The sequence below is a fragment of the Sutcliffiella rhizosphaerae genome, from assembly GCF_917563925.1.
Taxonomy (GTDB): domain Bacteria; phylum Bacillota; class Bacilli; order Bacillales; family Bacillaceae_I; genus Sutcliffiella_A; species Sutcliffiella_A rhizosphaerae.
This window is the reverse complement of the sequence record NZ_CAKJTJ010000016.1, coordinates 1-24068: the sequence shown is the minus strand read 5'-3', so window position 1 is coordinate 24068 and position 24068 is coordinate 1. Positions and strand designations below refer to the sequence as shown.

The window sequence follows — 24068 nt, the reverse complement described above, 5'->3', positions numbered from 1 at the left end:
GAGGAGGCTCCTTTTTCATTTTCCAAAACAGATCTATATATCTAGAATTGATTGGTTCGATCCACAATATAAGGTATATCGTACTCCTTAATGACATTATTCAACTGGTATAGTTGTGATATGAATCCACTATCCCGAATTACTGTTAAATCTTTCCCATCTTCAAAATAAAAGACTATTTTTGGGTTTTTCTCGTTCCTTTCTAGTACTAGTACTACCTCTGTCACGTCTTCCCATGTATAATGGTTAGCTTTAAATGAACCTGTCTCCGTCCAAGAAATCGACTCACTCCCTAGTGCCTTATAGCTAAAAGTACCTAGGGCAAGAAAAACAAGGAAACTTATAATTCCTATGGGAACAAACCATTTTGCATATTTGACATACAAGAATGTCAGTATAAAAAATATGGCAAGAAATAGACCAGCTGCTGCATATAACCAATAAGAATCATTAGAATGCTGTATTAGCCAGGTAGTTCTGTCATCAAGAAGGATACCTTGAATCATAAACGGACCTACAAAAATAAATAGTGGTAAAAGTACCAAAGTTCCGATGGCATACATCAAATATATATGCTTTTTTTCAGCATTATTCATTGTCGGGCACTCCTTTTTTGAAAAATAAGTAAAAGTTGTTGAAATTAACTTCTGTGACTAAAGTCTTATGAAACATAAGCTTCTCTTATTTGAAAATTATAAATCTTTTAACTACCAATATTATACACTATTTTGGTTATGATTTTTATAAAGGATTTTCGCGAAAGTTGTAGAAATATAAGGTACCGAGAGGAGAGGAAGTGGATAGCCTTGAAGCAAACTTATATATATGTACTGCGTTTACCAGAAAGATTGTATGAACCTGAATGTTGGACGGTTGAGGAAAAGAATATTGTATCCCTTCATTTTTCTTATTTACAACGAAATGTGGATGCTGGGATTGTCATACTGGCAGGAAGAACGGACCAAACAGATGAAACAGGCTTTGGAATTGTTATTTTTCTTGCTAAAAATGAAGCAGAAGCAGAAAGGTTTATGAATAACGATCCTGCCATCTCGAAGGACCTTATGACAGGGGAGTTATCTAGTTATAGACTGGCATTGTTCAATGATGCCTTTGAAGTAGGAGGAATGAAATAAAAGAATCTGAAAGAAAATTGCAAATTATTTTGAAAGCGTTTATAATTAGCTTCCCGGCAAAAAAGAACAGAAAAACGTTGCATTGTACTTTGAAAACATAACCCAAGGATTCACCATGAATGGAAGTTGTTCCGATTCATGGTTTTTTGCGTCTCCAAAAAATTTAGAGGAGTGTGAAGAGTTTGGGAGAACCGAAGCAAAAACATCCTGAGTTTGATCAGGAAGTAGAGCGGCTCATTTTCACCAAAAAGTATATGGATATTGTCATCCAAGCAACAGAATTGGATGAAGAGTCCTTTAAGTCAAGTTTTAAAGAAGCATTAGAAGGCATGGATTTTAAAGATAGTAGTTTCAGCTACATGAGCATGCTAACAAATGCTAATCTCCTACAAAGAACGAATGAAGAAATCCGCAGCCTCAAGAAAATTTATCACAAGCCTTATTTTGCAAGAGTGGATTACAAGCGAAAAGGAAAAGATTCAGAGGAAATTCTCTATTTTGGCAAAGCTTCCTTGTTTGATAGAGAAACCCAAGACCCAATCATTGTAGATTGGCGTTCTCCGATTGCAAACCTTTATTACGATGGTAGGCTAGGTGAAGTGGAATACGAAGCAGAAGGCGAAATTTATGACGGATTTCTCTCCCTAAAACGCCAATTTATTATGGAAGATGGTGAACTGGCAGACATTCGAGATATTGATCTCACCACTACAGATGAACTTTTGCAGGAATCCCTTGCAGGTAGCTCGGGCAATCGTCTGACAGATATTGTTTCCACGATACAAGAGGAACAGAACCGAATCATCCGTGCCGATCTCAATAAACCGATTATCGTACAGGGGGCTGCTGGAAGCGGGAAAACCACCATTGCCCTTCACCGAATTTCCTATTTTATTTATACGTATCAGGATCGATTCAGACCGGAACAGATGATGATATTAGCCCCAAACAACTTATTCATTGATTATATTTCAGAAGTATTACCAGAGCTTGGTGTAGATAGGATTCTTCAATCCACTTTTATTGATTTTGTACAGAGCTGTATCGGAAAAAAAGTGAAGCTGAGGCCACCTTCGGAAAAGCTAATGGGCTTTATTAACCATACATATGAAGATCCAGAAATGGTTCAGTGGCTGTCAGGCTTTAAGGGGTCGCTAGAATTTAAGCGCATTATAGACAGTTATCTTTTAGATATACTTCACACACTTATCCCAAAAGAGGATTTCTATCTAACTCCTAAATTTAAGCTTTATACAGCCGATAAAATGGAGAATCTCATTCGCAATGAATATACCTACCTCCCGTATTATCGAAGAGTAGAAAAGGTGAAGGGTGTCTTGAAAAATTACGTGCGAACAGAAAAGAAAGTGCTCCTTGAAAAGGTCGCGAAATTTTACGACCAAAAGCTCGACAAGGCATTGTTCAATTCGAAACTTGATCCAGCTAAAAGAAAAAGTTATGTGACAAAAGCAATGGATAAAAAAGATGAGATGACCAATGAAATCACAAGGGAGTCCAGAACTGCGGTAAATGCATTTATCCGAAAGATTCCTAAGCATACACTGTTCCACTATTTTAAAGAGCTCGTCACGAATCGGGAATTGTTTGCCAAATATGCAAGTGACTATCTCGATGACTACCAGATTAAATATTTTGTTGACTATCAATTGAAATTACATCGCCAAAAGCAGTATGAACTGGAAGACTTGGCAGCGTTGTTATACTTGCAACATCATTTATACGGCGTCGATAAAGATCTTCGTGCCAAGAATGTGGTCATAGATGAAGCACAGGATTATAGCTATTTCCAGCTTGCTGCTTTGAAAAGTGCTCTCGAAACAGATATGTTTACCATTGTAGGAGACCTAGCCCAAGGAATCCATTCATACCGGGGAATCCAGGACTGGAATAAAGTCATTCAGGAAATTTTCCCCCGTGCCTCTTATACGACGTTGCAGAAAAGTTATCGAACGACAGTAGAAATAATGGAAATTGCCAATGACATTTTGAAGCTTCTCCCATTTGAACTTCCAAGCGTAGAACCAGTTGTAAGACATGGAAGTAAGCCGGTATATCATAACTGGCCATCTGCAGATGGGGATAAAGCAGCATTGCTGACAAGTGAAATTAACGACCTGTATCAGGATGGTCGGAAAACCATTGCCATTATCGGCAAAACAGAAAAGGAATGTCAGAAGCTTGAGAAACTTCTCCGTAAACATTCAGACGTAAAAGTTCAGCTACTCGGTGAAAATGAAGAAATCAATCAGAAAGATGTTGTAATTGTTCATGCTCAATTAGCGAAAGGCTTAGAATTTGATGCGGTCTTATTGTGCGCAATGGAGGAAGTGTTCACAGAAGTAGAGATAGACCTCAAGCTTTTATATGTGGCCATGACAAGACCCCTTCACCATTTGAGTTTTTATGGAAACGATAAAAATGATTTTCTACTCGAGCATGTGGCAGAAGGAAAATTGGGAGAGTGACAGGGATTTTGGGGATACCTTAAATCCTAGGTTCTTTTATGAAGATCAGTTTAGTTGATTTATTTGAAAAAGGTCTTCATTGGCTTCATGAAGACCTTTTTTCGCGTTATTTTTAAAAATGGGGTCCTAGCTACTCCATCAGTCCCACACCAACGTTGATGTATCAATTCAAAAAATGTTCAGAGCATTTCATAATTCTAAGTTTTCCACCAATGGGATTTTGGATTGGATAAATCTCCAGTTAGTGTGACCGTTTCTCCAAGGTTAGGAGTGATTTGATTCACATTTACTTCTGCAGACTTGATTAATGCCCGTTCTACTGGGTCTGTCCACCCATGGTATGCTAGGGTGAAAGCCCCCCAATGAATTAACATCATATTTTTCCCATTTACATCTAAATGGGCTTGTACCGCTTCTTCTGGTGTCATATGAACCCAAGACCAGCGTTTATCATATTGACCACCTTCCATTAAAGTGATATCAAAAGGTCCGTATCTTCTTCCGATTTCTTTAAAATGTACGTCATAACCACCGTCTCCGCTAGTGTAGAAACGTGTCTGTTTTCCGATAATAACCCAACCACCCCAAAGGCTTGAATTCCCATTAAACACTCCCCTTCCAGAAAAATGCTTAGATGGAGTGAATGCTATGGTTAAACCTTCAAACTCGGTTTCATCCCACCAAGAGAATTCGGTTATTTTTTCTTTTGCAACTCCCCATCGACTCAAGTGGGCACCTACACCATGAGGGACGAAGAAATGACCGACCTTATTTTTTAGTTTTTTTATTGATGGATAATCTAAGTGGTCATAATGGTCATGTGTAATAAAGACGGCATCTATCGGTGGCATATCATCAATTATTCGCAACATATTTTCACTGTAGCGTTTACTTCCTACAAAAGAAACCGGTGATGCAACTTTACCTAGCATGGGATCTACTAGAATCTTTTTATTATCAATACTAAGTAAAAAAGCAGAATGTCCAAACCAAGTTAACGTATCTTCTTCACTTTTTATTGCGTTCCAATCAATTACGGACACAGGAACTTTACGAGAAGGCGTACGCTCTTCCTTACCTAAACTAGATTCCTTAAGCATGGAGAATAGATTAGTGATACTCATGTTCATCTTTGTAGGGACAAGATTAACAAATTTACCATTACTATAATTATCGAAAGTAAGGTATATTTCTTTTTGTTCTTTACTTGGGTTCCCGCCAAATACAGGATGGAAGTTAATAAATAATATAATTATTACACATAAAACAACTAAAAATATGGAGAAATAAATCATGATTTTTTGCTATCCTCCTTCTATTCTTTCAATCTTTAGACTTTCTTTTTCATTGTTAACGTAACCATGAACATGCATTCTCATCAATATCAAGCCGCTATGTAAAATGTACCTTTGTCAGCAAAAAAAATCTACATTCATATTCTCTTTATATGAGAATTTCATTTAGAAGAAGACATAGCTAGCTATCTTTTTTGACCCATTTTCTCCAAACTCCGAGTACTAGGACAACAGATACTGCTACTAATATCACTTTACCAGCTGTATTCCACTGCAATACTTGATAAACTGAAAATGCCTCTATTAATAAGGCAGGTATTTTCCCGATTGTACTTGCTATTGCAAAAGAGACCCAGCCCATTTTGCTTGTTGCACCAGCTAATGTAACAAGTCCTGATGGAGCGAATGGGAACAAACGCAAAGCTAGTACGAGCAAAAATGCTTCCTTTCCCGCAGTCTGTTGCAGCTTTACCATCCATTTATGTTGCAGTAGGGCATCTGGAGCAAACCTTTTTATGCCTTTTCGATAAAGCCAAAAACTGACGATGGCACCAATACTTTCACCTAAAAATGATATAAGGGTCCCGAGCCAAAACCCAAAGAAAGTAAGGTTGGCCGCGGTAATAAAGACGCTTGGTACAATTGCCAAAATACTGATGATTGTATTGATTAAAATACTTATGAGGACAGCAAATGGTCCTGACATTGAAAATAAATCGAGTACATAATCTCTCCACATTTGTTATACCTCTTGTTTTTTGAATAGAAAAATGACTACTTTTCGTGACTTTTCTTTTGATTCGGACAGAATAAATTGGAATACGGACATTCTTATGATTAATACGGACAACATATGTGGTTAATTCTCCGATTTTAAAGAAGAAAGCTTATCTACTCAACTCCATTTGGACAAACGTCCGTATTTTTCGTACAGATCATCAAATAATACGGACAAACCACAGTGGTATTCGGACAAATCCAGCAATAATTCAGACAAATCCCTTAAATGTGAATTCCACCACCAACCATTATATCAAAATCAATCCCTTTACATACCCTTAGGGGGTATGTTATATTATACAGGAACAGGAGGTCATTAACTATGGAAAACCTTCCGATAGAACCATTAAATAATGAAGCATCTTGCCATAATGATAGCACGGAACGTAAAAGTCACCATTCACAAGAGGTGAAAAAGGCCTTAGTATCCCGCTTAAATAGAATTGAAGGACAGGTTAGAGGGGTCAAGCGTCTAGTCGAGAATGACACTTATTGTGATGATGTATTAACACAAATTGCAGCAATTCAATCTGCTTTAAACGGCTTAGGGAAGCTTCTCTTAGAAGGGCACATGAAGTCATGTGTGGTGGAGAGAATACAAGAAGGCGATACAGAAGTGCTAGATGAGCTGCTAATTACAGTGAAAAAATTAATGAAATAAAGGAGAGGTCCAGTATGGAAGCAGTAACATTAAAAGTAAATGGTATGTCTTGTGGACATTGTGTAAAAGCAATCGAAGGAAGCGTAGGTGAACTAAATGGAGTAGAAACCGTAAAAGTAGACCTTGCTGCTGGTACAGTGGCGATTGAATATAAAAGTGAGCAAGTATCGCTGGAAAAGGTAAAAAAAACCATCGATGAAGAGGGTTATGAAATAGTGTGAATCAACTAACGTGCTTCCTTAATGGAAAAGCACGTTTTATTCGAAAATCAATATACCCCCAGTGGGTATTTTGGAGGGGAAGACATGAGCGAGCATAAACGAAAGGAAGCACATCTGCAGATAACCGGAATGACATGTGCAGCATGTTCAACTAGAGTGGAACGTGGACTAAATAAGCTTTCTGGAGTAGAAAACGCAACTGTTAATTTAGCTCTTGAACATGCATCTGTCACATACCATCCGGATCAAATTACTGAAAAAGAAATTGAAAAGAAGGTGGAGGATCTCGGATATGGAGTGGTAAAAGAGAAGGCAGAATTTCTGATTACCGGAATGACGTGTGCAGCTTGTTCTAGCAGAATCGAAAAGGTACTAAGCAAAATGGATGGTGTCCATCATGCAACTGTAAATCTTGCATTGGAAAGCGGAACAGTGGAGTACAATCCATCTAAGCTACAACCGAGAGATATCATTACCCGGATCGAGAAAGCGGGCTATGGTGCTACAGAAAAAGTAGAGAAAAGTGAAAAAGCAGAAACATTCCGCCAGAAGGAGCTGGAGAAGCAGCAAGGGAAATTTTTCTTTTCGCTTATTTTAACACTTCCACTATTATGGGCAATGGTCAGCCATTTTTCTTTTACCTCCTTTATCTACTTACCGGATATGCTCATGAACCCTTGGGTACAAATGGCATTAGCGACACCAGTTCAATTTTTTATCGGGTGGCAATTTTATTCCGGTGCCTATAAAGCACTGAAGAATAAGAGTGCCAATATGGATGTTTTGGTTGCCCTTGGTACAACTGCGGCATACGTCTATAGCGTATATTTGTCCATCGAATCCATTGGATCTAATGCACATATGGTGGATCTATATTTTGAAACAAGTGCTGTTATTATCACTCTGATTATTTTAGGAAAGCTATTTGAAGTAAGAGCGAAAGGGCGTTCTTCTGAAGCCATCAAGAAACTGATGGGCTTGCAGGCAAAAACAGCACTTGTCATAAGAGATAGTCAAGAAATAGAAGTACCACTGGAAGAAGTACTTGTAGGAGATATCATCTCAGTAAAACCAGGTGAAAAAGTTCCGGTGGATGGTGAAATCATAGAAGGGCAGTCTGCTGTGGATGAGTCCATGCTTACAGGAGAAAGTATACCTGTTGATAAAAAAGCTAGTGACTCGGTATATGGCTCCACTATAAACAAAAACGGTTTCTTAAAAATAAAAGCGACAAAGGTCGGAAGAGAAACAGCATTGGCTCAAATTATTCGCATTGTCGAACAAGCACAAGGTTCAAAAGCCCCTATTCAACGTCTTGCGGACAAAATCTCTGGAATATTTGTACCGATTGTAGTTGGAATTGCAATTGTTACATTTCTTGTTTGGTATTTTATAGTCGATCCAGGTAATTTTGCACAAGCACTTGTTAATTTGATTGCTGTCTTAGTTATTGCTTGTCCTTGTGCACTAGGACTTGCAACACCAACCTCCATCATGGCTGGTTCTGGAAGAGCAGCTGAACTTGGAATACTTTTTAAAGGCGGGGAACACCTGGAACAGACTCACCGAATTACTACCGTTGTGTTGGATAAAACAGGGACAGTCACAAATGGAGAACCTGTTTTAACGGATGTGCTACTAGTAGAGGAGATAGATGAAAGAAAGGTTCTATCCTTAGTTGGAGCGGCTGAGAAACAATCCGAACACCCTTTAGCTGAGGCAGTCGTAACAGGACTAAAAGAAAGAGGAATAGCCTTTGGAGATGCGACATCTTTCGAAGCAATTCCTGGTTACGGTGTGGAAGCTACTGTTGAGGAGAGTAGTGTTATCATCGGAACTCGCAAGCTGATGAAGAGAAATAACATTAAGGTTGACTTTGCCGAAGAGCGTATTCAAGCCCTTGAAGAGAGCGGGAAAACGGCTATGCTAATTGCGATTGATGGGTCTTACAAAGGGATTATCGCTGTAGCAGATACGATAAAGGAAACATCAAAATCTGCCATCACACGATTAAAAGAGATGGATCTTGAAGTCTTGATGATGACTGGAGACAATGAACGAACAGCAAAAGCAATTGCAGGTCAGGCGGATATTGAACACGTCATAGCAGAAGTGTTGCCAGAGCAAAAAGCAGAAGAGATTGCCAAGCTTCAAAAAGAAGGAAAGAAAGTTGCGATGGTTGGAGACGGAATTAATGATGCTCCGGCACTTGTGACTGCAGATATTGGCATGGCTATCGGTACAGGGACAGATGTCGCAATGGAAGCAGCAGATATTACGCTTATGCGTGGTGACCTGAACAGCATTGCAGACGCCATCATGATGAGTAAAAAAACAATAAAAAATATTAAGCAAAACCTGTTCTGGGCTTTTGCCTATAATTCTATGGGTATCCCAGTAGCAGCAATTGGCTTTTTAGCACCATGGGTTGCAGGAGCAGCAATGGCCTTCAGTTCCGTTTCTGTCGTGTTAAACGCATTAAGACTTCAAAAAGTTAAACTTTAAGGTGGGATCTAGATGAAAAAATGGATCGGTTCTGCTCTTGTTTATTTGCTAATCGTTATCGGGGGTTACACGGCTTATTCTTATTTTGTAGCGGAGGATTCTGCTTATAACGAAGTGGGTCATGGAGAGCATGAGTCAATTGAAAAGGGTGAAGATCACAGTCATGGGGATGCACATGATAACGAAAGTGATAGTGAGGTCACAGCAGATGTGGAGATTTCGGGAGAGACATTGACAGTGAAGCTGATAGACAATCAAGGTAATCCAATGGATGACTTAGAAGTTAATCATGAAAAATTAGTGCACTTAATATTAATCAGTGAAGATTTGGAGATATTCAGACATCTTCATCCTGAAAAAATAGATCCGGGTGTATTTAACGTGGATGCTAATTTGGAAGAAGGGATGTACCAAGCTTTTGTGGATATAAAGCCAAGCGAGCTTCCCTATATGATTAAACCTCACCCTCTTATGGTAGGGGATCATGGTACTCATGGAGATGCTCATGCCCACCTGCATCCAGATACAGAATGGACTAAAGAACAAAATGGATATTCTGTAACACTTGAAGTAGACAATTTTTCGGTAAAAGATAACGTGGTGCTCTCATTTAATATAGAAGGCGCAGAGCCAGAACCATATCTCGGTGCTTTAGGACATGTGGTAGTAGTAAATGAGACATTGGAAGAATTCATTCATGTTCATCCACGCGCTGGAGAAGCTCCTGTATTTGAAGCGCATTTTAGTAAGCCAGGTATGTATAAGCTTTGGGCAGAATTTAAGCTGAACGGAGAAGTGTACGCTTTTCCTTATGTGTTGGAAATTACGGAATAAAGGAGCGGATGGAATGGGAGAAAAAATGGTAAAGCTGGCAGTCAATGCAGGTATAGGCTTTGGAGCAAAATTAAACAGCCAACAGCTTCTGACGCTTGCCCGCTATCTAACAGAAGACAATGAGTTAGAGGTTACCACGTTTCAGCAGCTTTACGTAGATATTCCCCAAAGCAATATAAATGAAGTGAAAGATGAGTTCGATAAAGTGGGGCTGCACTGTTATCCAGTAGGGAATTTTGTGAAAAGCCTTCGCACCTGTAATTTCTGTAAAGGAGAACTGGAAGAAGGAATGCCAGTCGCAAAAGAAATCAACCGTCGAATTGCAGGGCGACCAGTCCCCTTTACTTTAAAACCTGCCTATACGGGCTGTCCGGTTGCCTGTGGGGAGCCGCTTGTTAATGACATCGGGATAATCAAACAAGGTGAAGCACATTTTGACTTATATGTTGGCGGCAAAGCAAAAGGCTTGGATGCTAGGACAGGAAGATTGATAGCTGGTGGTTTGTCAGAAGAAAAATTGTATAAAACAATAGATAGGCTAATAGATATTTATGCTGCAGAGGGAAAAAAGCGGGAACAGTTTGCAAAGTTCGTAAACAGATATGGCTTTGAGGCGTTGAAAGGGAGATTAGAGGCTTGATAGTCGACTTGGATCCTTAGTGCTATGATTAAAGAATGAGATAAACCCAAATAAATGGCGATCTTAGCTAATTATTTGGGTTTTTACCATATCTGGTCGTTTCTTTTGTTTAGATTTCTGGTTCGTAAATCGTGACAAACTCCGCATCGTCATTATAGTTAAGGATAATGGAACGAATCCTATTATTATTTTTGTCATCATAGGTTAGAACTTCATAGCTTAATATTATTTCTGCGCTAGGTTCTCCCCGGCTTAAAGTAACGTTTGATACACTTACAGTGGAGAAATTTATACTCTTATAAATCATGGATAACGCCTCTAATTTTTTGTCCGCTAAACTAGAATTTGATAAGAAAGCAAATTTTTTTGCCTTTTCTAAATTACCTGTTTTTAGCGCATTTAAATATACGATAAATACATCCGTACTATATGAGTATTCAAACATTCCTTGGAGTTCTTCATGTATTCTCTTGAAATCCTCTTGTTTTAAAAGTTCAGTTGCTTCAATTTTGGTTTTGGAGATAAATTCTTCTACGCTATCACTTTCTTGTTGAGTAACAACCCCTCTTTGGTCATCACTCTCTTGAATAGCTGGTAGTGAATTTTCTTGATTTGGGGCCTCAGTCATATTTCTATAATCATTGATAAAGGAGTAACATAAAAAAGAAAATAATAAAATGGTTAAAACGGTCGGTACTATTACCTTGATTGTTGAAAAAGATTTTTGTTTTCTGTTTGATTCTAGAAATATTTTTCTTTTTGTTTCTTCTAAGCGGTTACTACCCGGTTCTAAACCAGGTCTCTTTTGTAAGGGAGATAAAAACTCCTCATCAACATTATTGTTATTCTTTTCATGCTTCTTCATAAAAATATCCCCTTTCCTCAAGGTTCTTCTTTATTTGTTTTAAAGCTCGATGGTAATCCACACGTACTTTTGATTCTTTACATGCTAATATCTCAGAGATTTCCTTTATAGATAGCTCCTTGAGGCCCTTTAGAATGACTAGTGTCCTATAATAGGGTTTTAGAGATAATATCCCTGCCTGAAGGATTTCCCATAGCTCTAAATCACTTGAAAAACTTTTTCCAAAGGAATTACTTTTTCTTTTCTCATTGATAACAATTAAATTCTTTAAGTTATGAAAGTATCTATCTTTACGTATATAATCAATGGCAGTGTTCTTAGCTATGGAAAAGAGCCAAGTTTTATATTTACTTTTATTCTTTAATTGATTAATATTCCGGTAAGATTTAATAAAAGTTTCCTGTGTTATTTCCTCTGCTGCCTCCTTACTATTTGAATAATATAAGGCAAATTGATAAACGTCTTTATAATATAATTCAACCAATTTTTCTAATTCATTAGGGTCAATATTCACATAAGAAGCCTCCTTAAATAATTTTTGAAGTGTATATATAAGTCGTTTGAAAGTATGTTTTGTTTCAAAAATTACAAAATTTAAATAAACACACGATAGTCTCTTAATCCTTCATGGATTATCGAGCTATCATGTGTTTACTAATACTTACTTGACCTAATATTACAATTAGTTATTGTAAGGTAATGGGAGTGCACCACCATCGTCAACAATTCTATTGTAACGGACTGGAACAAATTTGTTAGTCGTTTCAAGCCATGCCCATGTTCTACTATAAGTTTGGGCTGCCCCTTTTCCGTCTACAGTTGCTTCTTTTGTATTAACGCCACCACTTCCTTCTCCATTATAGAGTACAATATGGTATCCAGAATGATTTAATGCATCCATATATTTTAAATTGGCTTTGTTGATAGATGATGTTATTTGAGACATGGTAGAAGTTGCATATTTCTTATCAATTCTAAACCAAGCTAATTGAGCGAACCCAGAGCAATCCACTCCTGTAATAGAAGACACAGAAGAATGATTTGTATTTACATCTCCAGTTGGACTACCATTAGATTGGTAAGAAGAAAATGTACCTCTTTTTTCGGCAGTAGTACCATAATCTAATCCATCAGAACCGCCCCATTTATAAGGTAATCCTGTTACAGTTGTTCCGTTAGAAATATTCCTTAAGTAACTCGGTAATGTAGATCCTGAAGTAGTTGTTAAATTTCCAGACTTAGTTGTCCATGAATGATTTATCATTTGGTTTGCTCTACTTAGTGCGTCAGCTCTGTGAAGATACCCATTTGTTCCTGTGTTGCCTGAGATATCTATTCTTTCATCAAAATTAAGTATATTTTTTTTCATTTGATCAACTTCTTGAGGATGGTTTTTAATAAATTCGGAAATTCTATTTGATAAGGTCGTCTTGTAATTCTTTCCTGGTGTTAATTCGTATATAACGAGCTCTGTCTTTTCGGGTGACAATAAATATATTTTATTATTATCAACTCTTATAAGGTGTCTAGGAGCATAGTACATTTTTTCTAAAGGGATTCTAACAGCACCTAATTCATACCCATATTTAGTAACTAAATGAACATGTGATTCTGCCATAATTAAAGGAATATTAGAAGCTACTTCAGTTTTAGTATAAATTACTTCTTTTTCCCCGATACTGTTGACAGTAATTCCTCCAAAGGATTCTTCAAAAGGCACTTGTATATCTGTGATTTTATTTCCTTCATTAATAGAAATAAGACCCCTTGATTCATTTACTTTTTTTTCTGATAATATAATACCTTTTGTATTTATTTCTCTTGAAGTATATGAAATTTCTTGTTTGCTTAGATTTGCAGTGATCTCTTGAGCTTGATCAACTATGATTTCCCCTTTGTCATTAACAGTTACACCAGTAGGTACTTCCAGCGTACTTGGCACTTTATAACTTTTTACGAAGTCACCATTTGAATTATGTTGAATTACTTCCCTGTTAAGAAAGTCTAAGACATAAATATTGTTTTTCTTATCTACATAGAGGTCTTCTAACCATGTGTTTTCATTTAGTGGAATAATTGACTCCACACCATTTCCATACACAATTATTTTCTTGTGGACGTTGTCTAGGATGTAAAAGATTCCATCTTTAACAAAAAAACTACTAACACCATTGCTAGTATCTCCTTCACTACCTCTTTCTTTAATACCAATATTTTCCTTCTCCTCTCCATAAGGAATAGCAAAAAGTGGTTTAATAGATTCATTGCTTTGGATTTTGATAGTAGTATCTTCATTTATTGCTAGACTTGCACTTGGTTCTGTGAAAAACAAGGATGAAAGAGTCAAAGCTACTACAAATAAAAATAAAAAGAGTTTTTTCATTTTTACCATCCTTTACATAATTATTAGACGCGGCCACATCTAACTAAATAATACCAAGTATTGTAATACTAACCAATGGGTAATTGGATATATATTGTAATTTATTACTTATATTGGAATATAACTATTATATTTGGAGAATTTACCGAAATAATCTAGGAAAAACAAATCATTTCCTAGATTGTAACTTTTTTACACAACCCTCGTCTAACAAAAAAAGGGGGCATTTTTCATGAGAAAAAGGGCAATCGTTTTCTTTTTAATAATAGCTGGATTGGCAATAATATTTGGTTTTCTTTATAAGGCTAAAGAGCCATTTGCGGTCAACACTACCGGGGGAGCAAGGAGCTTCGAAACTACTCAGTCAGTAATGATCAATAAAAGTTGGTTGCTAACCTTTTCAGAGAACTTCCAGAAGGAAAGCATAAATGAACAATCCATTTTTATAACAGATAAAAATGGTGATGTAGTAGGAGTGGAACTATTGATTTCGGATAATACAGTGACAGTTCTCCCGCCAGAACAAGGCTATAATCAAGAACTTGGTCCGTTTGAGCTTCATATTCTGGGAGAGATTGAATCCATCGACGGACAAACACTAGGAAATCAGAAATCAATCGCATTTACCGTCAAGGAGTCATTGCCTACGTTTGCATCCAAAGACGAATTTACTCAACTCTTTAGTGATAAGCTGAAGCAAATGAAGGAAGAAATGAAAAAAAGTAAATCGTTTTTTGAATTTGGAAGAAATGAATCTCAAACCAGCTCAGACGATTCTGGCACTTCTGAAAATAGTACAATGCAAGAAAGTAAAGATTCTTCTAGTGGGGACGACCACTCAGAGACGAATGTCCAAGTAGAGGGAGTAGATGAAGCGGATATTGTGAAGACAGACGGGACATACATCTATCAGGCAACTGATCAAAAATTAAAGATTACGAAAGCGGAGCCGGCAGGAGAAATGTCCGTCTTGACAGAACTTTCCTATCGAGACTTTTATCCGATGCAGTTGTTCTTAGATGGTGATCAACTAATCGTAATCGGAAATCATTGGGATGAAAAGATCCACCATGAGCCAAAGCGTGGGGCGGAGTCAATGATGATCATGCCAATGTATGATTCCACACGTGCCATTGTCTATAATATAGCGGATGCAAAAAATCCAATAGTAGAAAAAACCGTTACATTGGAAGGCAGCTATGTATCAAGTAGAAAAATTGATCAGTATGTTTATTTTTTAACAAACCAATATGCGAACTATTGGATATTGGATGAGCATCCAGAAGCAGATTTACGTCCACGGGTGTCTGATGCAAATGGTGAAGAAGAAAGTAGCATGGAACCTGTACCTTACGATCGCATCACTTACTTCCCAGAATCCACAGAAGATAATTTTATGTTGATTGCTTCCATTGATTTGAACCATACAGATAGGGATGCATCCATTCTCACTTACCTTGGTAGTGGTCATCAGATTTATATGTCTAAGGAGAATCTGTATGTTGCGGTTCCGAACTATGCTTATGGCCCGAATTGGATGAACAATGAAAGTACAGAGCTTTATAAGTTTGCTGTTGACGGTACAAATGTAGAATTTGCTGCTAATGGATCCATCCCAGGATATCTGTTGAATCAATTTTCGATGGACGAATACAATGGCCACTTCAGAGTAGCTGCCACCAAAGGGCAAACATGGGATGAGAACTCACCATCAAGTAACCATCTATATATTTTGGATAGTGGGTTAAATGTAGTGAGCAGCGTCGATGATTTGGCAAGGGGAGAACGTATTTACTCTGTCCGCTTTATGGGGGAAAAAGCATATGTCGTTACATTTAAAGAAGTCGACCCTCTCTTTGTTTTTGATTTAAGTAACCCAAACGAACCTAAAGTCCTTGGTGAATTGAAAATACCAGGATTCAGTAACTACCTACACCCTTATGATGAAAATCACTTGATTGGCTTCGGTTACGATACTTTATTAGAAAAGGATCAATGGGGTACACGAGTCGTGACAAATGGAGTGAAAATATCCCTTTTCGATGTTAGTGATCCAACAAATCCACTTGAGAAGCACACAGAGATTATTGGAGGGAGATCAACATACTCTCCATTAAACTATGATCATAAAGCCCTTTTATTCAATAAGGAAAAAGATATTTTTGCTTTCCCCATAACGGTATATGACGAAAATAGTAAAGATGGAAGCTACCGTCTAGCATTTGAAGGTGCCATGGTATATGGAATTGACCTAGACAAAGGTTTTACACTAAATAAACAAATTACCCACCAAAATGAAAAAACACTGTATGAAGACTGGGAAAAGACAGTGCAACGAATCCTGTACATTAAAGATCATTTATATACGGTCACACCAAAAAATATTAAGGCGACAAAAATCACATGGTAAGGGATGGGGCTGTCTTTATGGCAGCCCTATTTTTGATGGAGTGCTCCCAAAGGCACCCTCGATATGTGAATTGGTGCGGAAATCGCAGGAGTTGGTGCGAAACTCCCTCGAGTTCGTGCGAAATGAGAGATAGTTCGTGCGGAAATGCCCAAAGTTGGTGCCAAACCGGGTTTAATGTGGACTTCTGTCAATAAAATAGACATTAATCTGTACTGGATTGGCGTATTTTTTTCTTCCGCGCTACGTGTCCACTTCGCTTGGATGCCTCTGTTTAAAGGAACAATTAAAAACCGAATGGTTCCTCTAAGCAGAGGTCAATGGAGTAGGATTGGCGTGTTCGCGTTGTGCCTTATAATACGCCATTTCGTACTCATTAGGAGTGGCGTACTCTAAGGTAGAATGGATTCTCTTCCTATTGTAAAACTCAACGTAGAGTTGAACAGCCCCCATTGCCTCTGCCTTTGTTTTAAAGATAAATTTATTCAGATATTCCTTTTTCAATGATGCAAAAAATGACTCAGCACAGGCATTGTCATAGGGAGTGCCCTTCCTACTCATACTAATTTTTGCTTTTGCGTCTTTAAGTTCGTCCATATAGTCATGGGAACAGTACTGAGCACCTTTATCCGAATGGTGTATCCAACCTTCTTTCGGTTGACGCAGTTTTATTGCTTCTCTCAAAGCTCGAAGAGGCAGGGAACGGTCCATTTTGTCATCCATGGCATAACTAATAACCTTCCTGCCGAACAAGTCCAGGATTGGGTTTACATATAAAAAGCCTTCATGTGTAGGGATATAGGTGATATCTGTCACCCAAACCTTATTTGGGGCGTCTGGGTTAAACTGACGATTCAACTTATTGTTATACGTACGATTTGTATGATTGGAATCTGTTGTGACGGTATAAATTTTAGGCGGCGTGGCAAACAAACCTAATGCTCTCATGCGATTGGCCACCGTTTTAGAAGACACCATTATTTTATCTTTTTGCACTAACATACGATGGATTCTCACACTTCCATATGCTTCAAGGTTATCTGCAAAATGATAGAGTATACGTTCATCTATGTGTTTTCTCCATCGTTCTCTTTCTGTTTCCTCACGGTCCAAACGCTTCACGTATAAATAATAACCAGATGTAGACACACCAAAGACTCTGCACATCCTCACCACGGTATGTTCTTTCCGGTGGGAATGAATAAACTCAAAAACTACTTCTTTTCTTGCGTGAAGATGTGCATGGCCTTTTTTAAGATATCTATTTCTTCCTGTAATTCAAGCTTATCTCTCTTTTCAGCTTCATACATTTCCTTATATTCAGTGGCCGTTAATAATTGATTTTGAGCTTGTTGAGCAGCTTCTTTTTGTTTTTTCCGAAAGTGATATACCCACTTTTGTAAGGTATCATAGGGGATATCTAGTTTCTGACTAACGTCAACGATCTTATGCCCATCCAATACGATTTGTTTCACCACATATTCCCTAAACTCTGGGGAGTAGCTTTTCTTTTTTGTCATGTTTAACACGTCCTTTTTATAGATAGTTATGATTAAATCATGACGCCAATCCCTGTGTCCATTTTTTATACTACTTTCAAATGCGGTGGGGGATCGCATTATATGTTGGCTTTGATGAGGAATAAATCCGAAATGCCAGATATTAAATCCAACATACCCAATAATAAATCCGGAATGGGTCATAATTAATTCAGAATCACCATTATTTAATCCGAAACCAGCAACAATAAATACGAGCGGAATTCGCTGTCCAAATTCTCCTAAAAGTAGCAACTCCTCCCCTAGTAAAAAGATCAAATTACCTATTTTTCATTGGTAAATGGAGTGGGGCCAAATAGCAGTTACGTAACCAAGGAAATGGTCACCCTCATATGTGAATGGAAGCGGAAATCGCAGGAGTTGGTGTGAAACTCCCTCGAGTTCGTGCCAAATGGGGGATAATTCGTGCGAAAAAGCCCAAAGTTGGTGCCAATCCGCTGTGGGATATCAATCGAATTGTATGTCACCCCACCAGCAAAAACCGACACCTTTTATTTCCTAGGAAAGAATGCTGTCGAAATTTCCCCTGAGTTTTAGGTTTGTCTTATACACGATAGTGGAATCACATTCATATATCTATAGAAAGCCCAGCTAAACAAATATTTTCAGAATTCAACCTACTTAAATAGGAGTAGCAGTTTCGAATTCTTACTTGTAGGTGCTATAATAGAATAATTGAAGAAAAATTATTACTTAAAAAAATAGATCAATCTCTTGTTAGGGGGAGCCATAAATGAAGACAAAATTACACATATTATATGGTGGGAAATCTGCCGAGCATCAAGTATCATTGCAAACTGCGCTTGCAGTAACAAAAGCGCTAGACATGGATAAATATGAAGTGTATCCATTATATATTACAGATACAGGTGAATGGAGACGCGGGGGCCTTCTTAATGGACCAGCGGAAAGCGTACATCAACTGAAGTTAGAAGATGGTGGGGAAACCATTGCTCCACTTGCATTATCATCTGGTGAAGATGTAGCAGAGGCATCACCGGTAATCTTTCCTTTACTGCATGGACCAAATGGGGAAGATGGTACGGTTCAGGGAATGTTGGAATTATTGAATCTTCCATATGTGGGAAATGGAGTATTAGCTTCATCAGCAGGTATGGATAAAGTAATTATGAAAAACCTTTTTGCGCAGGCAGGTCTTCCTCAAGTAGGGTATGTGCATTTCTTGCGCTCAGAATGGGAGAAGGCTGCGGAAGCAACTTATGTAAAAGTGGAAGAAGACCTTGGCTACCCATGCTTTGTAAAGCCTGCTAATCTTGGTTCCAGCGTTGGTATAAGCAAGGCTAAGAATAGAGAAGAGCTTGCGAATTCTTTCCGTGAAGCCTTCGAATATGACCGGAAAATTATTGTGGAACAAGGGCTAGATGGTGCTCGTGAAATTGAAATTGGAGTACTTGGTAATGACGAACCGGAATGCTCTGTTGTTGGGGAAATTGCACCAAAGACTGAATTTTATGATTATAAAGCGAAATATGAAGATGGAGATACTGCCATGATCATTCCTGCAGAGATTGATGGCGAAACCTATGCAAAAGTAAAAGAAATGGCTATTACTGCATTCAAGTCCATTGATGGGGCAGGGCTTGTACGAGCGGACTTCTTTTTAACAAAAGAAGGGGAATTGTATATTAATGAAGTCAACACCATGCCTGGATTTACACCATATAGCATGTTCCCGTTATTATGGCAGCATACCGATGTATCCTATCCAGAATTGATTGAAAAGCTTGTAGGCTATGCGAAAGAACGGCACGAAGAAAAGCAAAAAATCAAACATACATTTTAATGCTTTGACAGGGGTTGGACCATCACGAGAAGAGTCCGTTTCACGTGACGGCAGCCCCTTCTCTGTGATAGAGGAAATTTTCGTAAACTTTTTACGAACTTTATTAGAGTCAACTTTTTACCGATTACTAGCAACAATCTATAGAAAAGTACCTTGATGAATAATAAATAGAGTAGGTGAATGATTTGATAAAAAGGTCGTTAAAAGATGTTCAGCTAATGGCAAAAGGCGAGGAAATACCTGCAGAATATCATTCCATTATGATAGAAGGGGTGTCACGTGATACCCGAGAAGATATGAGTGGAAAATTGTATATTCCGATTATTGGGGAGAACTTTAATGGGCATGCTTTTGTAAGGGATGCTATTGAGAAAAATGGAGCAGTGGCTTCGCTTTGGCAAAAGGATCAAGGAGAACCTCCAGCAGATTTAAATCTAATTTTCGTTGAGGATACCATTGAAGCGTTACAGCAGCTTGCAAGCTCCTATCGCGATCAAATCGGAATGAAGGTAGTCGGAATTACAGGAAGCAATGGAAAAACGACGACAAAAGACATGGTAACGGCAGTGTTGGAGACGACTTTTCGCGTACATAAAACGGCGGGGAATTACAATAATCAGATCGGTCTTCCACTTACTATCCTTTCCATGAAAGAAGATACGGAAGTAGCGGTCCTGGAGATGGGGATGAGCGGCAGAGGAGAAATAGAACTTCTGTCCCATATTGCTAAGCCGGATGCAGCCATTATTACAAATATTGGGGAGTCACATATGCAAGACCTAGGCTCAAGAGAAGGAATTGCAGAGGCAAAGCTTGAAATTGCAGCAGGATTGACTCAAAATGGCAAGCTGATTATTAATGGTGATGAACCTTTACTGACAAAGAGAGTAAATCAATCTGATAACATCATCAAATTTGGCTTAGGTGGACAAAATAATTATCAAGCAACAGACATTCTTTTAAAAGGAAAAGGAACGTATTTTACATTAGGTGATTCGGAGTACTTTATTCCAGTTCTTGGCGCACATAATGTCACTAATGCTTTAGCTTCTGTTGTTGTTGGCGAACTTTTTGGAGTTACAGAAGAAAACAGGAAAAAAGGCCTGCATCAGCTCACCATAACAGGGATGAGAAATGAAGTGGTAGAAACTAGAGGTGGCTGGACAGTTATTAATGATGCCTATAATGCTAGTCCAACTTCCATGAGAGCAGCCTTGGACTTGTTGGCAAGTTTAGATGGATATCAAAAAAAAATAGCAGTACTAGGAGATATGTTAGAACTTGGGGATATGGAACGAACCTTCCACTATGAAATAGGAAAATATATTCAGGGGAAAAATATTGACTATGTATTTACTTTTGGCGAACTTGGTGCGGAAATTGCCAATGGAGCAAGGGAAGTAATGAATCCTTCTGCTATCAAAGAATTCGCTAATAAGCAGGAGCTAGTGGATGAATTACTCCCAATATTGGGAACCAATGATGTAATTATCGTAAAAGGATCACGCGGAATGAGGCTAGAAGAAGTAATGGAAGGAATAAAATAATTTCTCTATTTCGAATTTCCTATTATGGAAAAATAAATTTCATATGTAAGCGTAACCTCCTATAAGTTGGCAATATGCTTTATTGCTATTTAAAGATAGAAGTGGTATGATAACAGTTAATGTGTTTAATACTGTCTACTAAAGAGATTAGGCAACGCTTGACGTATGCCTAATTATTTAATTTGTATAGATAAAGGAGTAGGAATAATTTGGCGTTATTTAAAGATTTAGGTTTATCAGAAGACATAATGCAGTCAATCAACAGAATGGGGTTTGAAGAGGCTACCCCAATCCAATCTGAGACCATTCCAGTAGCACTAGAAGGTAAAGATGTAATTGGCCAAGCGCAAACAGGAACAGGAAAAACAATTGCGTTCGGTTTACCATTACTTGAAAATGTGGATGTAAAAAACGATGCCATCCAAGGGATTGTTATTGCACCAACACGTGAACTTGCTATTCAGGTTGCAGAAGAGCTTTATAAAGCTTCTTATCATAAACGTGCACGCGTATTATCTGTTTTTGGTGGTCAAGATATCACAAGACAAATCCGTTCTTTGAAAAAGAACCCACACATCGTTGTTGGTACGCCTGGTCGTGTGCTTGACCATATCAACAGAAAAACGATTCGACTACAAGGTGTAAATACAGTTGTTCTTGATGAAGCAGATGAAATGTTAAACATGGGATTCATTGAGGATATCGAAAAGATCCTTGCAGAAGTTCCTGAACAAAGACAAACATTACTTTTCTCTGCTACAATGCCAGCCCCAATCCGTGCGATTGCGGAGCGTTTCATGAGCGAGCCTGTGAGCGTAAAGGTAAAAACGAAGGAAGTAACAGTTTCTAACATTCAACAGTACTATGTGGAAGTTCCAGAAAAGAAAAAATTCGATGTGTTAACACGTCTATTAGATATTCAGTCTCCAGAACTTGCGATTGTATTTGGTCGTACGAAACGTCGTGTAGATGAGCTATCTGACGCATTGAACGTACGCGGATATTCTGCAGAAGGTATCCATGGTGACCTTTCTCAAGCAAAACGTATGAGTGTCCTTCGTAAATTTAAAGAAGGATCTATTGATGTGTTAGTTGCAACAGACGTTGCTGCTCGTGGACTTGATATTTCTGGTGTAACACATGTGTACAACTTTGATATCCCACAAGATCCAGAAAGCTATGTTCACCGTATCGGTCGTACAGGTCGTGCTGGAAAAAGCGGTTTAGCGATTACTTTCGTTAACCCACGTGAAATCAGCTACTTACACCATGTAGAACGTGTAACGAAGCGTAAAATGGATCGTATGAAAGCTCCAACTCTTGATGAGGCATTAGAAGGTCAACAAAAAATGTCTATGGAGAAATTAACGCAAGCAGTTGATTCCCAAAACCTTGGCTTCTACCGCAATGCAGCTGAGCAATTATTAGAAGAGCATGACGCAGTAACACTAGTATCTGCAGCACTTAAATTGTTCACAAAAGAGCCAGACGAAACACCTATCCGTCTAACAGAGGAAGCACCACTTCACTCTAGAAGAGATCGTGGTGGAAATCGTAGCGGCGGTGGTGACCGAAATCGTGGTGGAAATCGTGGCACTGGCACTGGTGGTAGTGGTAAAGGTAACTGGAACAAACGCTCCGGTGGCAAACAAGGCGGACGTTCTGGTTCTAGAGATTTCAGAGACAGCAACAACAAACGTCAAGGCTACAAACGTTCTAACAAAGAGCGCGTATAAAAGACTTTCCTTAAATAGGAAAATAAAAATGCAGCACGGAAAAAACGAACAGTTTTTTCCGTGCTGCATTTATTTTATCTTTAGAGAAGGCTGTTTTCGCAAACCTTGTTGCTTCTACGAACTTTATTAGATACCCGTAATAATTGAACTGTACCCCAAATAATGGACAGTTTATAAAAAAGACCTATGCGGCTAGTAAATGACCTCGGTATTGAACCGGGGTCATTTTCTTTAATCCCCATTGGTAACGATTATTATTATATTCTTCTACAAACGAGTCTACTTGCTGTTTCAATTCACTTAACTTTTCACATGCTTTATGATCTACCCAATCCTTAAAAAGCCCAAAGAAAGATTCCATTGGTGCGTTATCCCAGCAGTTTCCTCGTCTAGACATAGATTGCTTTAACTTTAACCTCTTCACCTTGTCCTGAAACACGGGATGGGTATAATGGAATCCCTGATCGGAGTGGAGGATTGCTTCAGGGTGGAAATATCTTAGTGTTTCTTGAAGCTTATGAAGGGTTCGATAAACAATTTTCATTTCAAGTGAAGTGGATAAGTAATGGGCCAAGATCTCTTTGGTAGCGCCATCTTTTACACAGGAGAGATAGGCCTTCTGCCCATTGCCATAATATAGATACGTAATATCCGTTAATAATACCTTTCCTGGTTCTCCTTGATTAAACTCTCGATTTAATAAGTTTTCACAAGTACGATGCTCTTTTGTGGCTCTAAGCATTTTTCGATATGGATTTGCTCTTCGGAGCTTCGTTACAAGGTTGAATTTACGCATCAGTCTTCTGATTTTTTTATGATTCATGACGACATAATAGTCATTTTCTAAGAACATTTTGATGGACAGCGCTCCTACCTTATTATGGTGCTGTTCAAAGATATAACGAATAAGCTCTACTTCTAATTCATCCGCCTCCTCACGAAATTGTCGTCTCTCCTCCCCTTGAAGCCATCCATAATAACCACTTCTACTGACATTACATAATTCGCAAAGTGTGGATAGTTGTCCCTTTAGCTGGTGTGTCCTAATCGTTAATTCAATAAGTTGATACTTCTCCGATGCCTTTAATGTTTTTTCTTCAGCGCCTGCCTCTCGAGAACTTCTAGCTTTTTTAAGAAATCATTTTCTGCCTCCAAATACTTAATTCTAGCTTCTGCCTTTCTTAGTTTCTCTTCCGCTGAAAGGTTTTT

The 24068-nt window shown here is 38.3% G+C and carries 19 protein-coding genes and 1 pseudogene; 11 read left to right on the top strand and 9 right to left on the bottom strand.

From position 1 onward, the window contains the following. Positions 1–41: 41 nt before the first annotated feature. Positions 42–596, bottom strand: coding sequence for a hypothetical protein (locus tag LRP81_RS14155; RefSeq protein ID WP_230502171.1), 555 nt, complete (start codon positions 594–596; stop codon positions 42–44). 210 nt (positions 597–806) lie between these two features. Here LRP81_RS14155 and LRP81_RS14150 point away from each other — a divergent pair, with 210 nt between their 5' ends. Beyond that, positions 807–1136 (top strand): YciI family protein, encoded by a 330-nt coding sequence (locus LRP81_RS14150; RefSeq protein ID WP_230502169.1) that lies wholly within the window; start codon positions 807–809, stop codon positions 1134–1136. A gap of 182 nt (positions 1137–1318) precedes the next feature. Next, the gene (gene helD, locus LRP81_RS14145; protein ID WP_230502167.1) at positions 1319–3622 is read left to right on the top strand and encodes an RNA polymerase recycling motor HelD; all 2304 of its coding nucleotides are present in this window, start codon (positions 1319–1321) and stop codon (positions 3620–3622) included. 197 nt (positions 3623–3819) lie between these two features. On the opposite strand, the gene LRP81_RS14140 is transcribed toward helD, so the two are convergent. Together LRP81_RS14140 and LRP81_RS14135 are read right to left on the bottom strand one after the other, a co-directional pair. Next, the gene (locus LRP81_RS14140; RefSeq protein ID WP_230502164.1) at positions 3820–4917 is read right to left on the bottom strand and encodes an MBL fold metallo-hydrolase; all 1098 of its coding nucleotides are present in this window, start codon (positions 4915–4917) and stop codon (positions 3820–3822) included. A gap of 181 nt (positions 4918–5098) precedes the next feature. Further along, entirely contained in the window at positions 5099–5656 is a 558-nt protein-coding gene (locus LRP81_RS14135) for a TVP38/TMEM64 family protein (RefSeq protein ID WP_230502163.1), read from the bottom strand. Positions 5657–6019: 363 nt separating this feature from the next. Here LRP81_RS14135 and LRP81_RS14130 point away from each other — a divergent pair, with 363 nt between their 5' ends. From LRP81_RS14130 to LRP81_RS14110, 5 genes are all read left to right on the top strand, one after another. Next, complete coding sequence (locus LRP81_RS14130; protein ID WP_230502161.1) at positions 6020–6358, top strand: metal-sensitive transcriptional regulator; 339 nt, start codon at positions 6020–6022, stop codon at positions 6356–6358. Positions 6359–6372: 14 nt separating this feature from the next. Next, on the top strand, positions 6373–6579 hold the full coding sequence (gene copZ / locus LRP81_RS14125) for a copper chaperone CopZ (RefSeq protein WP_230502159.1): 207 nt from the start codon (positions 6373–6375) through the stop codon (positions 6577–6579). An 84-nt stretch (positions 6580–6663) separates the two neighbouring features. After that, positions 6664–9084, top strand: coding sequence for a heavy metal translocating P-type ATPase (locus LRP81_RS14120; RefSeq protein WP_230502157.1), 2421 nt, complete (start codon positions 6664–6666; stop codon positions 9082–9084). 12 nt (positions 9085–9096) lie between these two features. Then, on the top strand, positions 9097–9918 hold the full coding sequence (locus tag LRP81_RS14115) for a hypothetical protein (RefSeq protein ID WP_230502155.1): 822 nt from the start codon (positions 9097–9099) through the stop codon (positions 9916–9918). A gap of 13 nt (positions 9919–9931) precedes the next feature. Further along, positions 9932–10558, top strand: coding sequence for an NAD(P)/FAD-dependent oxidoreductase (locus LRP81_RS14110; RefSeq protein WP_230502153.1), 627 nt, complete (start codon positions 9932–9934; stop codon positions 10556–10558). Positions 10559–10667: 109 nt separating this feature from the next. Here the strand turns inward: LRP81_RS14110 and LRP81_RS14105 are convergent, their stop codons facing one another. The 3 genes from LRP81_RS14105 to LRP81_RS14095 form a co-directional block, all read right to left on the bottom strand. Further along, positions 10668–11423 (bottom strand): hypothetical protein, encoded by a 756-nt coding sequence (locus LRP81_RS14105; protein ID WP_230502151.1) that lies wholly within the window; start codon positions 11421–11423, stop codon positions 10668–10670. Continuing rightward, positions 11410–11937 (bottom strand): RNA polymerase sigma factor, encoded by a 528-nt coding sequence (locus tag LRP81_RS14100; protein ID WP_230502149.1) that lies wholly within the window; start codon positions 11935–11937, stop codon positions 11410–11412. Before LRP81_RS14100 ends, LRP81_RS14105 begins: the two co-directional genes overlap by 14 nt. A gap of 168 nt (positions 11938–12105) precedes the next feature. After that, a complete protein-coding gene (locus tag LRP81_RS14095) occupies positions 12106–13815 on the bottom strand; it encodes an NHL repeat-containing protein (RefSeq protein WP_230502147.1) in 1710 nt (569 codons plus the stop codon). 223 nt (positions 13816–14038) lie between these two features. Between LRP81_RS14095 and LRP81_RS14090 the strand changes: the two genes are divergently transcribed. Further along, positions 14039–16216: a beta-propeller domain-containing protein gene (locus LRP81_RS14090; RefSeq protein ID WP_230502145.1), complete on the top strand. Its 2178-nt coding sequence runs from the start codon at positions 14039–14041 to the stop codon at positions 16214–16216. A gap of 303 nt (positions 16217–16519) precedes the next feature. Here LRP81_RS14090 and LRP81_RS14085 read toward each other — a convergent pair whose 3' ends face one another. Both LRP81_RS14085 and LRP81_RS14080 read right to left on the bottom strand, forming a co-directional pair. Continuing rightward, complete coding sequence (locus LRP81_RS14085; RefSeq protein WP_230502273.1) at positions 16520–17491, bottom strand: IS3 family transposase; 972 nt, start codon at positions 17489–17491, stop codon at positions 16520–16522. Continuing rightward, positions 17428–18006, bottom strand: coding sequence for a transposase (locus LRP81_RS14080; RefSeq protein ID WP_230502143.1), 579 nt, complete (start codon positions 18004–18006; stop codon positions 17428–17430). Before LRP81_RS14080 ends, LRP81_RS14085 begins: the two co-directional genes overlap by 64 nt. Positions 18007–18505: 499 nt before the next feature. Here LRP81_RS14080 and LRP81_RS14075 point away from each other — a divergent pair, with 499 nt between their 5' ends. The 3 genes from LRP81_RS14075 (at position 18506) to LRP81_RS14065 (ending at position 22859) form a co-directional block, all read left to right on the top strand. After that, positions 18506–19576 (top strand): D-alanine--D-alanine ligase, encoded by a 1071-nt coding sequence (locus LRP81_RS14075; RefSeq protein WP_230502141.1) that lies wholly within the window; start codon positions 18506–18508, stop codon positions 19574–19576. A 185-nt stretch (positions 19577–19761) separates the two neighbouring features. Then, the gene (locus LRP81_RS14070; RefSeq protein WP_230502271.1) at positions 19762–21123 is read left to right on the top strand and encodes a UDP-N-acetylmuramoyl-tripeptide--D-alanyl-D-alanine ligase; all 1362 of its coding nucleotides are present in this window, start codon (positions 19762–19764) and stop codon (positions 21121–21123) included. A gap of 209 nt (positions 21124–21332) precedes the next feature. Continuing rightward, the gene (locus LRP81_RS14065; protein WP_317987075.1) at positions 21333–22859 is read left to right on the top strand and encodes a DEAD/DEAH box helicase; all 1527 of its coding nucleotides are present in this window, start codon (positions 21333–21335) and stop codon (positions 22857–22859) included. Positions 22860–23043: 184 nt separating this feature from the next. On the opposite strand, the pseudogene LRP81_RS14060 reads toward LRP81_RS14065, so the two are convergent. After that, positions 23044–23931: pseudogene (locus LRP81_RS14060) on the bottom strand (IS3 family transposase); the annotation flags it as partial. Between the last annotated feature and the right edge of the window lie 137 nt (positions 23932–24068).